At 71.8% G+C, this 12,629-nt stretch carries 19 protein-coding genes; 7 read left to right on the top strand and 12 right to left on the bottom strand.

Features of this window, described 5'->3' with window-relative positions; translation table 11 throughout:
- Positions 1-2: 2 nt before the first annotated feature.
- The 7 genes from ACBJ59_RS45150 to ACBJ59_RS45180 are packed head-to-tail and all read left to right on the top strand — an operon-like array spanning position 3 to position 3,209.
- Complete coding sequence (locus ACBJ59_RS45150) at positions 3-806, top strand: GvpL/GvpF family gas vesicle protein (protein WP_375116248.1); 804 nt, start codon at positions 3-5, stop codon at positions 804-806.
- A gap of 22 nt (positions 807-828) precedes the next feature.
- Positions 829-1,044, top strand: coding sequence for a gas vesicle protein GvpG (locus tag ACBJ59_RS45155; protein ID WP_375116249.1), 216 nt, complete (start codon positions 829-831; stop codon positions 1,042-1,044).
- A gap of 4 nt (positions 1,045-1,048) precedes the next feature.
- Positions 1,049-1,453 carry a gas vesicle protein GvpO gene (gene gvpO, locus ACBJ59_RS45160; RefSeq protein WP_375116250.1) on the top strand — a complete coding sequence of 135 codons (405 nt, stop codon included), beginning with the start codon at positions 1,049-1,051 and terminating at the stop codon, positions 1,451-1,453.
- Between the two features lies 1 nt (position 1,454).
- Positions 1,455-1,847, top strand: coding sequence for a gas vesicle protein (locus ACBJ59_RS45165; RefSeq protein WP_375116251.1), 393 nt, complete (start codon positions 1,455-1,457; stop codon positions 1,845-1,847).
- Positions 1,840-2,727 (top strand): GvpL/GvpF family gas vesicle protein, encoded by an 888-nt coding sequence (locus ACBJ59_RS45170; RefSeq protein WP_375116252.1) that lies wholly within the window; start codon positions 1,840-1,842, stop codon positions 2,725-2,727. The genes ACBJ59_RS45165 and ACBJ59_RS45170 overlap by 8 nt, the downstream gene beginning before the upstream one ends.
- Positions 2,724-2,918 carry a gas vesicle protein gene (locus ACBJ59_RS45175; RefSeq protein ID WP_375116253.1) on the top strand — a complete coding sequence of 65 codons (195 nt, stop codon included), beginning with the start codon at positions 2,724-2,726 and terminating at the stop codon, positions 2,916-2,918. The genes ACBJ59_RS45170 and ACBJ59_RS45175 overlap by 4 nt, the downstream gene beginning before the upstream one ends.
- A 6-nt stretch (positions 2,919-2,924) precedes the next feature.
- On the top strand, positions 2,925-3,209 hold the full coding sequence (locus ACBJ59_RS45180; protein ID WP_375116254.1) for a gas vesicle protein K: 285 nt from the start codon (positions 2,925-2,927) through the stop codon (positions 3,207-3,209).
- 3 nt (positions 3,210-3,212) lie between these two features.
- Here the strand turns inward: ACBJ59_RS45180 and ACBJ59_RS45185 are convergent, their stop codons facing one another.
- The 12 genes from ACBJ59_RS45185 to ACBJ59_RS45240 form a co-directional block, all read right to left on the bottom strand.
- Complete coding sequence (locus ACBJ59_RS45185; RefSeq protein ID WP_375116255.1) at positions 3,213-3,785, bottom strand: DUF6506 family protein; 573 nt, start codon at positions 3,783-3,785, stop codon at positions 3,213-3,215.
- 73 nt (positions 3,786-3,858) lie between these two features.
- On the bottom strand, positions 3,859-4,428 hold the full coding sequence (locus ACBJ59_RS45190) for a putative glycolipid-binding domain-containing protein (RefSeq protein ID WP_375116256.1): 570 nt from the start codon (positions 4,426-4,428) through the stop codon (positions 3,859-3,861).
- Positions 4,425-4,976, bottom strand: coding sequence for an NUDIX hydrolase (locus ACBJ59_RS45195; protein ID WP_375116257.1), 552 nt, complete (start codon positions 4,974-4,976; stop codon positions 4,425-4,427). Before ACBJ59_RS45195 ends, ACBJ59_RS45190 begins: the two co-directional genes overlap by 4 nt.
- Positions 4,973-5,479, bottom strand: a complete 507-nt coding sequence (locus tag ACBJ59_RS45200) for a GNAT family N-acetyltransferase (protein WP_375116258.1) — start codon at positions 5,477-5,479, stop codon at positions 4,973-4,975. Before ACBJ59_RS45200 ends, ACBJ59_RS45195 begins: the two co-directional genes overlap by 4 nt.
- Positions 5,480-5,507: 28 nt before the next feature.
- Complete coding sequence (locus tag ACBJ59_RS45205) at positions 5,508-5,894, bottom strand: histidine phosphatase family protein (protein ID WP_375116259.1); 387 nt, start codon at positions 5,892-5,894, stop codon at positions 5,508-5,510.
- A 117-nt stretch (positions 5,895-6,011) separates the two neighbouring features.
- Positions 6,012-6,878: a hypothetical protein gene (locus tag ACBJ59_RS45210; RefSeq protein ID WP_375116260.1), complete on the bottom strand. Its 867-nt coding sequence runs from the start codon at positions 6,876-6,878 to the stop codon at positions 6,012-6,014.
- Positions 6,875-7,375 (bottom strand): SigE family RNA polymerase sigma factor, encoded by a 501-nt coding sequence (locus tag ACBJ59_RS45215; RefSeq protein ID WP_375116261.1) that lies wholly within the window; start codon positions 7,373-7,375, stop codon positions 6,875-6,877. Before ACBJ59_RS45215 ends, ACBJ59_RS45210 begins: the two co-directional genes overlap by 4 nt.
- 103 nt (positions 7,376-7,478) lie before the next feature.
- Complete coding sequence (locus tag ACBJ59_RS45220) at positions 7,479-8,006, bottom strand: AAA family ATPase (protein WP_375116262.1); 528 nt, start codon at positions 8,004-8,006, stop codon at positions 7,479-7,481.
- A gap of 26 nt (positions 8,007-8,032) precedes the next feature.
- Entirely contained in the window at positions 8,033-8,419 is a 387-nt protein-coding gene (locus ACBJ59_RS45225) for a DUF5655 domain-containing protein (protein WP_375116263.1), read from the bottom strand.
- A gap of 106 nt (positions 8,420-8,525) precedes the next feature.
- On the bottom strand, positions 8,526-9,893 hold the full coding sequence (locus ACBJ59_RS45230) for a hypothetical protein (RefSeq protein ID WP_375116264.1): 1,368 nt from the start codon (positions 9,891-9,893) through the stop codon (positions 8,526-8,528).
- 169 nt (positions 9,894-10,062) lie between these two features.
- On the bottom strand, positions 10,063-11,811 hold the full coding sequence (locus ACBJ59_RS45235) for a biotin carboxylase N-terminal domain-containing protein (protein WP_375116265.1): 1,749 nt from the start codon (positions 11,809-11,811) through the stop codon (positions 10,063-10,065).
- Between the two features lie 37 nt (positions 11,812-11,848).
- Positions 11,849-12,568, bottom strand: coding sequence for an SDR family NAD(P)-dependent oxidoreductase (locus ACBJ59_RS45240; protein WP_375116266.1), 720 nt, complete (start codon positions 12,566-12,568; stop codon positions 11,849-11,851).
- Positions 12,569-12,629: the final 61 nt, after the last annotated feature.

Here is a 12,629-nt window from a genome sequence, read left to right on the forward strand (position 1 = left end):
CAATGGGACGTTCTACGAAGGTCTCCGGAGCCTCCGTGCCCAAGCAGGCCACCCGCCGCAGCCAGAACATCGGCACGTACGTCTACGGGATCGTGCTCGCCAACGCCAAGGTGGCGTCGGACGAGCGCGGCCTGGGCGACCCGGCGGGCAAGGTCAAGCTCGTCAAACACGGCGACATCGCGGCCCTCGTCAGCGACGTCAACGTCGAGGAGCCCCTGGGCCGGCCGGGAGACTTCTTCGCGCACGAAGGATTGCTGGACGCCATGGCGGCCAAAGGCCCGGTGCTCCCGTTCCGGTTCGGGGCGGTGCTGGCCAGTGCCGACGCCGTCGTGGAAGAGCTGCTCGCGCCGCACGAGGACGACTTCCTCGCCGCGCTGGACGAGCTCAAGGGACAGGCCGAGTACGTCATCAAGGGCCGCTACGTCGAGCAGGCCCTGCTCACCGAGATCCTCGCCGAGAGCCCGGAGGCGGCCGGCCTGCGCGAGGCCATCCGCGGCAGGTCGGAGGACGCGACCAGGAACGAGCGGATCCGGCTCGGCGAGATCATCACGGCCTCGATCGAGGCCAAGCGCGACCTGGACACCCGCCTGCTCCTCGACGCCCTGACCGGCCACTACGTCCAGGGGGTCATCCGGGAGCCCACGCACGAGCAGGACGCCGTGCACGTGGCGCTGCTCGCGAAGTCCAGCGACCAGAAGGCGCTGGAGAAGGCCGTGCGGGACTTCGGGGAGCGCTGGGAGGGCCGCGTGACCATGCGGCTGCTGGGCCCCATGGCGCCGTACGACTTCGTCACCGCGCAGGCATAGGGGGGCGCGACTCGTGGGTCTGGTGAGCACCATCTTCACGTGGCCGCTGGCGCCGGTTCGCGGGTTGGTCCGGCTCGCCGAGCTGATCCAGGAACAGGCCGACCGGGAGCTGCACAACCCGGCCGCCGTACGCAGGAAGCTGGAGGAGATCGAGGCGGCCAGGGAGGCCGGGGAGATCACCGAGGAGGAGGAGCGCCGGGCCGTCGAGCAGGTCCTGCAGGGAGCGATGCGGAGATGAACCGATGACCATCAGGCGGCCGACCGCCGAGAAGACGACGACCACCAGGCGGCCGACCGCCGGGAAGCCGAGAACGCAGACGCCGCGACCGGCTCCGCCGGAGCCGGAGCCGGAGGCGAGGGCAGAGCCGAAGCCGAAGCCGCAGCTGACCGCGGTGACGGCCGGCGGGGTCGGCATGCGCCACATCGAGGACCTGACCACGAAGCAGGCCGAGGGCATCACCTCGGTGCAACGCACGGAAGGCGGCTGGCTGATCAACGTCGAGGTCGTCGAGGACCGCCGCATCCCGTCATCGGGGGACATGCTCGCGGTCTACCAGGCCGAGATCGACGGGGAGGGCAGCTTGCTGTCATATCGGAGGATCCGCAGATACCGGCGGTCCAACGCCGACTACGGTGAGGCGGTCTGAGATGGACAGAGTTTCACAGTCGGGTCCTGTGGTCCGTCCGACGTACGGCTCGGGGCCGGGGAGCCGCGAGCCGGCCAACCTCGGCGACATCCTGGAGCGCGTGCTCGACCGGGGTGTGGTGATCGCCGGAGACATCCGGGTGAACCTGCTCGACATCGAGCTGCTGACGATCAAGCTGCGGCTGCTGATCGCCTCCGTGGACACCGCCAGGGAGCTCGGCATCGACTGGTGGGAGCACGACCCGTGGCTGTCGGGACGCGACCGCGAGCTGGTGGAGGAGAACCGCCGCCTGCGCCGCCGCCTGTCGGCCGTCGAGGGATACGACGCCGAGGGGCACGGGGTGCAGGGGCACGGGGTCGCCGGGCACGCGGTCGAGGGGAGGGCCGGTGGCTGAGGAGGGCCAGGGCACGTACCTCTACGCGGTGGCCCGCGACTCGTACTCCGAGTGCCCGCCCGGTGTGGCGGGCGCCTCCGTACGAGCGCTCAGCCGCAACGGGCTCGTCGCCTACGTGAGCACGGTGCCGCTCGACCAGTTCGGGGAGGAGCCGCTGCGGCGGTCCCTGGAGGACCTGGACTGGCTGGCGGAGACGGCGCGCGCCCACCACCGGGTCGTCGACGCCGTCGCGGCGGCCACGACGACGGCGCCGGTGCGGCTCGTCACGGTGTACGAGGACGACGGCCAGGTGGGCGACCTGCTGGACCGGCGCGGGGACGACTTCCTGGAGCTGCTCGACCAGGTCACCGGCCGCAGGGAATGGGGCGTCAAGGCCTACGCCGTCCCGGCCGCCGACTCCCGCACCCCGGACCCCACCGCCGACGCCGGCCACGCCGGCCGCCAGGCGACGGGCGACGGGCACGCCGGTCGTGAGGGGACGGGCGACGGGCATGCCGGACGTCCGGGGCCGGGCGACGGGCAGGCGGGGCGGCCGGGGATTGGTGACCGGCAGGCGGGGCGGCCGGGAACGGCGTACCTGCAGGGGCGGCGCGCCAGCCTGCGCGGCCGGGAGCAGGCGCGCCGGCAGGCGCTGCGCCGCGCCGACCACATCCACCAGGCCCTGTGCGCCCTCGCCGCCGCCGGTTGCCGCCACCGCACCCAGGACCCGCGCCTGTCCGGCCGCGACGACGTGATGTTGCTGAACGGCGCCTACCTGGTGGACGAGGCCCGCGACGCCGAGTTCGCCGAACTGGCGGGCACCCTGGGCGGCGACGGCGTGGAGATCCGCATGACCGGCCCCTGGGCGCCCTACTCGTTCACGGTCCTGGAGGCGACGTGAGGCGGGACGTGCTGGTCGACGACCGGCTGCCGCCCGAGCGCGTGGCCCTCGTGGACCTGCTGGACCGGCTGCTGGCCGGGGGCGTCGTGCTGACCGGCGACCTGGTGCTGTCCATCGCCGACATCGACCTGGTGCACATCTCGCTGCGCACCCTGATCGTGTCGGTGGACGAACTCGAAGGGAGCTCGTGAGCCGCCATGGAGACGCCCCGCTGGCGCATCGCCGCGGACTCGGACACGGTCGAGCGCGACCTGACCCGCCTCGTCCTCACCCTCGTCGAGCTGGTACGCCAGCTCGTGGAGCGCCAGTGCGTACGCCGCATGGACCAGGGCAACCTGACCGACGAGCAGATCGAGGTGCTCGGCGTCACCCTGATGCGACTGGAGGAGGCGATGGGCGACCTCTGCGCGCGCTTCGACCTCACCCCGGAGGACCTCAACCTCGACCTCGGCCCGTTGGGCACCCTCCTGCCGACGAACTGACCGTCAGCGCCCGTAGCCGCTCACGCCCACGGGCACGCTCGTGTCCACGGCCACGATGACGGGCGCGGCCGACTCGGGCCCTGCCGCGCCGTACAGCTCGATGAGCTGCAGCTCGCCGGCCATCTTCGCGGCCACGGCGGCCGCGGCCGCCTCGTCGGGCACCGCCACGAAGGTGGTCCTGCCGCCCGCCTCCCTCTCGTGCACGACCCGGTCCACCTCGGGATCGGCGTCCTCGTGCACGATGACGAACGCCTCGGACAGCGCCTCCCCGGCCTCGAACCGCGCCTTGTACGCGGCCACGTTCGTCAGCGACTCGAACCCGTAGTAGATCGCGCCGACCGTCGCCTTCCCGGCCGCGACCCGGCGGGCCTCGGCGTGCCAGACCGCGCCGAACCCGCCGCACAGCTCGACCTGGTCGGCCCCCTCGCCCACCAGCCCCGCCACCAGGTCCACCATCTGGGCGGGCTCGGCGACGGCGCGTACCCGGGTGCGTCCCCGGCCGTTCTCGACCACCATCACGTCGGCCTGCGGATCCGCCCCGGCCTCCTCGTAAATGATCACTCTGTCGTGTGCCATGACCTCACTCCTTGATTACCTGTGTCCTGGGACCCAGGTTGCTACCTCAACCAAGGTCGAGGTCAAGGGCTTCTCACCTCTCGCGTACCGCCAGGCCGGGATAGTCGAGGACCAGCCCCGACGCGTCGAAGACCAGCCGGCACGTGACGCCGAAGACCGGCGCCGCGTAGTCGTAGCACCGGCGCCCGCCCTCGTCGGGCACGCGTGCGTAGTGCTGGTCGAGCCGCTCGATCCCGAGGTCGAGGGCCCGGACGAAGGCCGCCGGCGCGGCCGATCCGGCCCCTTCCGCCAGGCCGAGCCGGTGCACGGGGAACGTGTTCGTCATCGCCGACGACTCCAGGTCGATGTCCAGGCAGCCGTCCAGGTGCGGCGCCGGCGCGCCGTCCACCCGCCAGCGGCCCGCGCCGTCGGCCTCCACGAGCGTGCGGCGGGTCCGGGAGGCCGTGCGGCCGGTGATCCGGGCGCGGCGGGTGGCCCAGGTGGCGTCCACGTCGATGACGTAGTCCACGATCCAGGCCAGCCCGTCCTCGACCGCCGTCGTGCAGCCCTCGATCCGCCGCCCGTGGAAGCGCACGACCTCGAAGCCGGTGCGCGCGTCGAGATGCCGCCAGGCCGCGGTCTCGGGCAGGGGCGCGAACGTCACGTACCGATCCTGCCACGCCCCGCACGGCGAGCCCGGCTGCCCGGGAGGTGCCACGGCAGGACGACCGGCGCGGCCGGAAGCTCCCCGGCGGCGAGCCGCGCCACCAGCGGCCCGAGCCCGTTCGGCACCACGGGCTCGTCGCCGTCGGCCAGCCGGTCCAGCTCGGCGGGGGTCCACCAGTGGAAACGGTCGGTCGCCGCCCGCTCCTCCTCGTCCATGCCGGAGGTGTCCACCTCCAGCCCGTTCACCCGCAGCAGGAAGTAGGAGTCGCGGGAGTGGAACCGCTGCCCGGCCACCGACCAGCCGCCCTCGCTGGTCGCCACCACCGGCCCGAGCGCCTCGGGGTCCACCACGTGCCCGAGCTCCTCCCGCAGCTCCCTCGCCGCGGCCTGCCGCGCGCTCTCCCCGGGATCGAGACCCCCTCCCGGCGTGAACCACGCGTACGGCGGATCCTCCACCTGCAGCAGCCGGCCCCGGTAGAGCAGGATCCGGTCGGCGGGGTCGAGCAGCAGCACGCGTGCCGTCGCCCGCGCGATCACTTCGCTCATTCGGTCATCTCCACGGTGATGGCCCAGCGCTCGTGGTCCCGCCAGGCGCCGTCGACGTACTGGAAGTTGGGCGAGTAGCCCTCGCGGTGGAAACCGACGCGCTTGATCAGGCTCAGGGAGGCGGTGTTCGACGGCTGGATGTTGGCCTCCAGGCGATGCAGCTCCATCTCGTCGAACGCGTGCCGGACGAGCAGCCCGAGGCCCTCGGTCATGTACCCGCGGCCGGTCGTGGAGGCGTAGGCGGAGTAGCCGATGGTCGCGCTCTGGTGGGTTCCCCGGATGATGTTGTTGACGTTGACCCACCCGACGATCTCGCCGGTGTCGCTCCGGCAGATGAGGAACCCCTCGTGGAGGGGGCCGTCGAACCTGGTCAGGTAGCTCTCGAAGTCCTCGAACGTGACGATGGGCGGGCCGGGCATCCATCGGGCGAGCATCTTCGCGCTCTCCGTGTGCAGGGCCGACAGCTCCTCGAAGTCCTGCAGGCAGACGTAACGAATGGCCACTCGTGGCCCTTGGGCAAGATAGAGCACATCAGACATTCTGCGGCCAGGCGTCGCAGTGCCACGCTCGCCCGTCCCACGCGACAGGAAACGGCACGGCATGCGGCAACGGCGCCCCCCACACCCGCCCAGCCGGCCCGTCGCGCCCGCACAGCTCGGTGAGCCCGATGGTCAGGCTCCCGACATGCCCCACGACGGCCACCGTCCCACCCGGATGGGCCGCGACGATCGAGGTCAGGGCGGCGACGACGCGGGCGGTGACGGCATGCCCGTCCTCGCCGTCGCCCACCGCCTCGCCCAGCTCCCCGTCCACGACCCACGAGCGCAGGACCTCGGCCGTACGCTTGCGCACCGCCGCGTCCATCGCGCCCTCGAACCGCCCGAGCCCGATCTCCACCAGCTCCGGAACGAGCACCACGCCCCTGCAACGCGCCCGCGATGATCTCCGCGGGACGAACGTGATCACCCATGCCCGGAACCCTACGAGACAGGCGCCCCCGCCGAAACGTCACCGCCCCGCAGGATCCGCAGGGGCCTACCGGGTGCCATCCGGCACGGGATCCGAGCCCTCCGAGCTTCCACCGCTCGGTGTGGGGTCGGCTCCGGCGGGACCATCGTCGGGAGCTGCGGCTGCGCGGTCGTAGATCCCGACGGCCCACCTGCCCGGCCGTTCACCCACCTGGGCCGACAGCCGTTCGAGCACTCCGGCACGCCTCAGCGCGACAAGAGCGGCCCGCTCATCGCACTCTTCCCGCGACTTCACGAACGACGGGCACGTGATGTCGGCCGCCTGCGCCATCTCCAGAACAGGGGCATCCGCCGGAAACACCCACACCTGCAGGGACTGCGGCCGCTCCAGCCAGCCGTCGGGCGTCGAGCGCTCGTCGTGATGCCCGGCCGGCGAACTCCCGCAGCGTGCGGCCCCACCCCCCATTTCGCCGCCCTTGAGCCGCTGCTTCGTGACCACCCACGCCCGAGGGTCGTCGCAGACCACCTTGTATCCAGTGAAGTGGCTGGTCGGAGTGTAGGTCACCGTCCGGGCGGCGCCCATGGTGCCGAACCGCTCGGAGTGGATGAGGGAGAGGTCGAACTTCGTGGCCCCCAGCACCACCTTGAACTCCTCGGGGATCTTCAGCTCGGGCTCGACCCGGGCGGAGTCCGCAGAACGCTGGGCGACCATCGCCTGGTCCGCCGCCCGCGGTCCGACCAGCAGGGTGTTCGCCAGCCCGGCGGCGGAGACGGCGAGGGCCAGCGCCGCCCCGGCCGTCACCGCCCGCCGCGTACGACGTATGCGGCGCCCCCGCCGTACGATCGCGTCGAGGTCGGCGGCCGGTTCGCCGCCGGCACGTTCCCGGCTCCGCTCGTCCAGAAGTCGTCCCAGCCCGCTCTCGGTGTGCCTCATCGCTGGACCCCCTCCAAGTTCATGGTCTGAATGTCCGGATCGACCCGCAGACGGGTGAGCGCCCGGCTGAGCTGGCTCTTCACCGCCCCGATCGAGCAACCGACGATGTCGGCGATCTGGGCGAGCGTCCGCCCCTCGAAGTAGTGCAGGACGATCACCGCCCGCTGGCGCGGTGACAGCGCCCCGATCGCGCCCCAGAGCGCGGCCTGGTCGTCCACCACGGTGGCGGGATCGCGCGGATCGGCCGTCTCGGGCAGGCTCTCGGTCGGCACCTCCCCGCGCCACCGCCTGCGCCACCACGACGCGTGGGTGTTCACGATAATGCGATAGACGTAGCGATCGGGATCACCCTCGATCCGCTGCCACGCCACCCAGGCCTTGGCCAGCGCGGTCTGCACCAGATCCTCGGCCGCGCCCCAGTCCCGGGTAAGGAGGTAGGCCATCCGGCACAGCCGTAAGTGCCGATGCGCCACGTACTCCGCGAACCCGTCGTTCATCCAGCATCTCCGTCTCGTCGCTTCCAGCGATGACTACCGCCTGGCAAGCCCGTCCGGTTTACAGCCGGACCCGACGAAATCAACGGAGAACCTGGAGACGGCCTCAGCCCTCGGCCGGTCGCCGCCGCCCGAGCCGATCGATCTCCACGAGAAGGCCATCGAGGCACTCCTCCGGTGACCGCCCGGCCGTGTCGACGGTGACGTGCTCCCGGTCCCACGGCTCGTACTCGCGCTCGACGACCTCCTGCCAGTCAGGCAACCGCAGATCGGGAATGTCCACCGAACGCGACGCCACCCGCTCCCGATGCTCCTCCGGATCGGAGCAGACCACCTCCACCTCCGCGACCGCCACCCCGGCCCGCGCCCCCACGTCCCGCCACGCATCACGCGTGATCCGCAGGGGGTTCACCGATTCCGCGATCACGGTGAACCCTTGGCGCAGATGATCCTCGGCCAGCGCATGGCCGACGACGTAGCCGACGGGCCCGAGCGGCTGACGGGCCAGGCCGGAGCGGACGATCGCCTGCTCAATGGTGTCGACCCGGACGTGGACCGCCCCCAGCCGCCCGGCCAGGAGCCGGGCCAGCGTCGTCTTCCCCGTGGCAGGCAGGCCGCCGATGACGATGAGCATGCCTCTTGTCGTGCCGCCCACGCGGGTCACCGGAGCGGCGGCCCGGACAGATGCGCCCCCTGGCCCACCTGGTAAGCCTCCGCCAACCACCCGGCGAACTCGTCGTCCAGGTCATCGAGCGAGCTCACCCGCCAGTGGAGCACGTAGAGGCGCTTCGTGTACGGGGAAGAACCGACGATCCGCCGATCCGTGAACATACGCCGCAGGTCCATGTATCCCCTGAGCTCCCCGTCCTTCGGGACCGCGCCGGCGAATCCGCGACGCTCGCCCTTCAGGACGATCGCCGACTTGGTCACCGAGTAGGTGAACGGTCCGCAGCCCTCGGCCAGCTTGATGAAGCGCTGATAGAGGGAGACGACCTCGGCGGGCCTGCCGCTCAGATGGCGCTCCACAGTCCATTCGTCGCTGTCCATTGCGCGATGGTAACGAGCCGCACCCGGTTGGGCCAGGTGGCCGGGGACGAACAGCAAGAAGCCCCGGACCGTGATCACCTCACGATCCGGGGCTTCCAAGGGCCTGTTACCAGTCGCCGCCGCCGAAGTCTCCGCCACCGAAGTCGCCGCCGCCGCCGAAGTCGCCCCAGCCGCCGCCGCCGTCGCCGCCGCCGAAGTCACCGCCTCCGACGTCACCGCCGCCGCCGTCCGCGTAGCCGTAGCCGCCGTAACCGAAGCCGCCGCTGAGCATGCTGCCCATCATGGTGCCGATGAACATGCCGGTCATGACGTCACCGAAGCCGCCGTAGTAGCCGTACGCGTACGGCTGGTACGCCGGGCCGGCGTCGTAGTAGGGCCGGCGCTGGCCGTCGACCATGACCTCGCGCATCTGCGGGTCGAAGCCGCGCTCCACGGCCTCGGCGTCCATCTTGCAGGCGGGCACGTCGCGCACCGCGCCACCGGGCGGGGCCCAGCGGACGTCGCGGAGGGACGGGCCGTGCTGCGGGTTGAAGAAGCAGGGCGCGCGCCGCTCGGGCACCGGGTCGTCGTTGACCTTGGCCTTCACCACGGCTAGCGCGTAGCGGCCGTCCTCGAGGGTCTGGGTGACCTCGCGGACCTGGTCGGGCCGCTGCACGGTGGCGAGCTGCGTCTTGGCCTTCTCGTAGGAGTCGAGTGCCGTCTGCCACTCGTCGATGTGCTTGCCGCTCTCGCCGGACAGCGACACGTCGGTGTCGAGGGCGGTGATCTCCTCGCCCAGCTTGGTGACGTCCTCGTCCACGGTCTGCTTGACCGCGGCCAGGTCCTTGGCCTCCTGGATGGCCCGCTTCTTCTTCTTGTTGCTGGAGTAGAGGAAGTAGCCGCCACCGCCGACCACGACCAGGGCGCCCAGGGCGATCAGCGCGGCCGTGCCGCCGGCACCCGGGTTGGCCTGGCTGCCGGAGTCGAGAGCCGAACGGTCACCCCGCGCGGCCATGTCCACACGGTTGGCGAAGTCCTTCATGCCGGCGACGAGGTCGCCGGAGTTGGCGGTCACCGCGCGGTTGGCCAGCTCGCCCGCCAGGCCCGCCGTGCGAAGGGCGCTCGAGCCCGCGAAGAGCGTCGTGCCGTCGATGACGGCGATCGTCGCCCGGTTGCGGCCCGCGGCCGTCAGCTCCGTGCTGAGCTGGGACATGTAGGGCTCAATGCTGGAGTTGTCCACCGTGCCATCCGGGAGCGCCACGGCGTAGATCTTGGTGTCCGCGCCCTTCAGCGCGTCATTGATCTCACTCTGCTGATCCGACGACAGAGCGGAGCCGGACACCGCGTAGAGCGGAGCGCTCTTCCAGTTGGACACCACTGACTTCGCGTCAGGGGGAGCCGCCGCGTTGGCGGCAGGGGACAGCGCAAGAACGACGATCAGACCGGCGATCAGAGCCGCGATCGCGGCCCCTGCTCGGCGCAGCGAATGGGTCATTGGCAGCAAGCCTCCTTCGCCCTTCAGGACGAACGGGCGGTCGGCAAAGTTCCTCACTCCGCACGCTACCCGTCCGGGGACTCGCAGGTGCACATCGTGGACGAAGAGCGGGCACTGGTTCTACGCGGGTCCGGTCGATCGGCGGTCAAGAGTCCTTTACGAGAACCGCTCAGGCGTCCTTGATCTCGCAGATCGTGGCGCCGGACGTCACCGTCTGCCCGATCGCCGCCGCCAGCCCGGTGATCGTGCCCGACTTGTGGGCGGCCAGCGGCTGCTCCATCTTCATGGCCTCCAGCACCACCACCGTGTCGCCCTCGCTCACCGCGTCCCCGTCGGCGGCCACGACCTTGACGATCGTGCCCTGCATCGGGCTGACGAGCGCGTCCCCGCCGGCCGCGGACTTCCTCGTCCCGCCGGCCCCGCGCCGGGGAGCCTTGTTCGCGACGGGCGTAGCGGCGGACGTGCCCAGCCCCGCGGGCAGGACGACCTCCAGCCGCTTGCCCCCGACCTCGACCGTGACCGTCTCCCGGGCGGCGGCGGGCTCGTCGGCGGCCACCTCCCCCTCGTACGGCGATACCGGGTTGTCCCACTCCGTCTCGATCCACCGCGTGTGCACGGAGAACGGCTCCGACGTGAACGCCGGATCCGCGACCACCGCCCGGTGGAACGGCAGCACGGTGGGCATCCCGCCGATCTCGAACTCCGCCAGCGCCCGCCGCGACCGCTCCAGCGCCTCCCGGCGCGTGCGCCCGGTCACGATCAGCTTGGCCACCAGCGAGTCGAACGTCCCCGGCACCGTCATCCCGGCCTCGTAGCCGGCGTCGAGCCGCACCCCCGGCCCCGAAGGCGGGCGCATCGTGGTCAGCGTGCCGGGGGCGGGCAGGAAGTCGCGCCCGGCGTCCTCGGCGTTGATCCGGAACTCGATCGAGTGCCCGCGCAGCACCGGGTCGCCGTAGCCGAGCGGCTCGCCGTCGGCGATCCGGAACATCTCGCGTACGAGGTCGATCCCCGAGACCTCCTCGCTGACCGGGTGCTCGACCTGCAGTCGGGTGTTGACCTCCAGGAAGGACACCGTCCCGTCCTGCCCGACGAGGAACTCGCACGTCCCGGCCCCGACGTAGCCGGCCTCCTTGAGGATGGCCTTGGAACTGGCGTAGAGGATCTCGACCTGCTCGCCGGTCAGGAACGGCGCCGGCGCCTCCTCCACCAGCTTCTGGTGGCGGCGCTGGAGCGAGCAGTCGCGGGTGCTCACCACGACCACGTTGCCGTCGCGGTCGGCCAGGCACTGCGTCTCGACGTGGCGGGGCCGGTCGAGGTAGCGCTCGACGAAGCACTCGCCGCGCCCGAACGCGGCGACCGCCTCGCGTACGGCCGACTCGTACAGCTCGGCGACCTCCTCCAGCCTGCGCGCCACCTTGATGCCGCGCCCGCCCCCGCCGTACGCGGCCTTGATCGCGATCGGCAGCCCGTGCTCCTCCGCGAACGCCACCACCTCGGAGACCCCGCTCACCGGGTCCTTGGTGCCCGCGACCAGCGGCGCGCCGACCTTCTGCGCGATGTGCCTGGCCCGCACCTTGTCGCCGAGTGCGGCGATCGCGGCCGGCGGCGGGCCGATCCAGACCAGGCCGGCGTCGATGACGGCCGCGGCGAAGGAGGCGTTCTCGGCCAGGAAGCCGTAGCCGGGGTGCACGGCGTCGGCGCCGGAGCGGCGCGCGACGTCGAGGAGCTTGGCGATGTCGAGGTAGGTCTCGGCGGGGGACCGGCCGCCCAGCGCGTACGCCTCGTCGGCGACCCTGGCGTGCAGGGCGTCGAGGTCCTGGTCGGCGTAGACCGCGACGCTGCCGATCCCGGCGTCCCCGCACGCGCGGGCCACGCGCACGGCGATCTCGCCCCGGTTGGCGATCAGAACCTTCCGCACCGGCCTTCGTCCTTCCTCCTCGGGGCCTCCTGGGTGCTCAGCGGCCCAGGTACGCGCCGCCGTTCACGTGGACCACCTGCCCCGTTACGTGCCTGGCTCCCGCGGAGGCCAGGAACAGAACGGTATCGGCCACGTCGGCGGGGCTGCCAGGACGGCCGTTGCGGGTGTTCTCCACGCGGGCCCTGATGCCGTCCTCGGTCAGCCGGCCGCGGAAGAACTCGGTGTCCAGGACGAGGCCGGGGGAGACGACGTTCGCGGTGATGCCCTTGGGGCCCAGCTCGGCGGCCAGGTCTGCGGTCCAGGACTCCATGGCGGCCTTGGCGGCGCCGTACGAGCCGGAGCCGGTGCCCCTGGCGGCGATCGAGCCGATCGAGACGATCCGGCCGCCGTCGCCCATCCGCGCGGTCAGCGCGGTGGTGACGAGCACGGCGGACATGAGGTTGGCGTTGAGGTTGGCCCACCACGCCTGGGCCACGTCCATCAGCTCGTCGGACCACCTGCGGCCGAGGTTGGTGTTGCCGCCGGCGTTGTTGACCAGCACGTCGACCCGCTCCGGCAGCCTGCGCAGCGCCTCCCGCACCTCGCCGGGGCTGGTGGCGTCGAACGCCGTGTACGCCGCGCCCAGACGCTCGGCGGCCTCCTTGAGCACCTGCTCGCGGCGGCCGGTGATGGTGACGTGGTCGCCCAGCGAGACGAACGCCTCGGCGATCGCGTATCCGATGCCGGTCCCGCCGCCGGTCACGACTATCTCGCGCATGAGCCGACAGCTCCCGATGCGATCCGAACAATCCTCGGGTAGACCATAGCCTCTCGGCATA

The sequence above is a fragment of the Nonomuraea sp. MTCD27 genome, assembly GCF_041950495.1.
In the GTDB taxonomy this organism is placed as follows: Bacteria; Actinomycetota; Actinomycetes; order Streptosporangiales; family Streptosporangiaceae; genus Nonomuraea.

Bases quoted from the DNA above. Each gene is read 5' to 3' on its own strand.
- ACBJ59_RS45220 (WP_375116262.1), bottom strand. From the start codon at position 8,006: ATGCTCATCGTCATCGGCGGCCTGCCTGCCACGGGGAAGACGACGCTG.
- gvpO (WP_375116250.1), top strand. From the start codon at position 1,049: ATGACCATCAGGCGGCCGACCGCCGAGAAGACGACGACCACCAGGCGG.
- ACBJ59_RS45185 (WP_375116255.1), bottom strand. From the start codon at position 3,785: ATGGCACACGACAGAGTGATCATTTACGAGGAGGCCGGGGCGGATCCG.
- ACBJ59_RS45240 (WP_375116266.1), bottom strand. From the start codon at position 12,568: ATGCGCGAGATAGTCGTGACCGGCGGCGGGACCGGCATCGGATACGCG.
- ACBJ59_RS45210 (WP_375116260.1), bottom strand. From the start codon at position 6,878: ATGAGGCACACCGAGAGCGGGCTGGGACGACTTCTGGACGAGCGGAGC.
- ACBJ59_RS45165 (WP_375116251.1), top strand. From the start codon at position 1,455: ATGGACAGAGTTTCACAGTCGGGTCCTGTGGTCCGTCCGACGTACGGC.
- ACBJ59_RS45150 (WP_375116248.1), top strand. From the start codon at position 3: ATGGGACGTTCTACGAAGGTCTCCGGAGCCTCCGTGCCCAAGCAGGCC.
- ACBJ59_RS45195 (WP_375116257.1), bottom strand. From the start codon at position 4,976: ATGAGCGAAGTGATCGCGCGGGCGACGGCACGCGTGCTGCTGCTCGAC.
- ACBJ59_RS45230 (WP_375116264.1), bottom strand. From the start codon at position 9,893: ATGACCCATTCGCTGCGCCGAGCAGGGGCCGCGATCGCGGCTCTGATC.
- ACBJ59_RS45180 (WP_375116254.1), top strand. From the start codon at position 2,925: ATGGAGACGCCCCGCTGGCGCATCGCCGCGGACTCGGACACGGTCGAG.
- ACBJ59_RS45225 (WP_375116263.1), bottom strand. From the start codon at position 8,419: ATGGACAGCGACGAATGGACTGTGGAGCGCCATCTGAGCGGCAGGCCC.
- ACBJ59_RS45215 (WP_375116261.1), bottom strand. From the start codon at position 7,375: ATGAACGACGGGTTCGCGGAGTACGTGGCGCATCGGCACTTACGGCTG.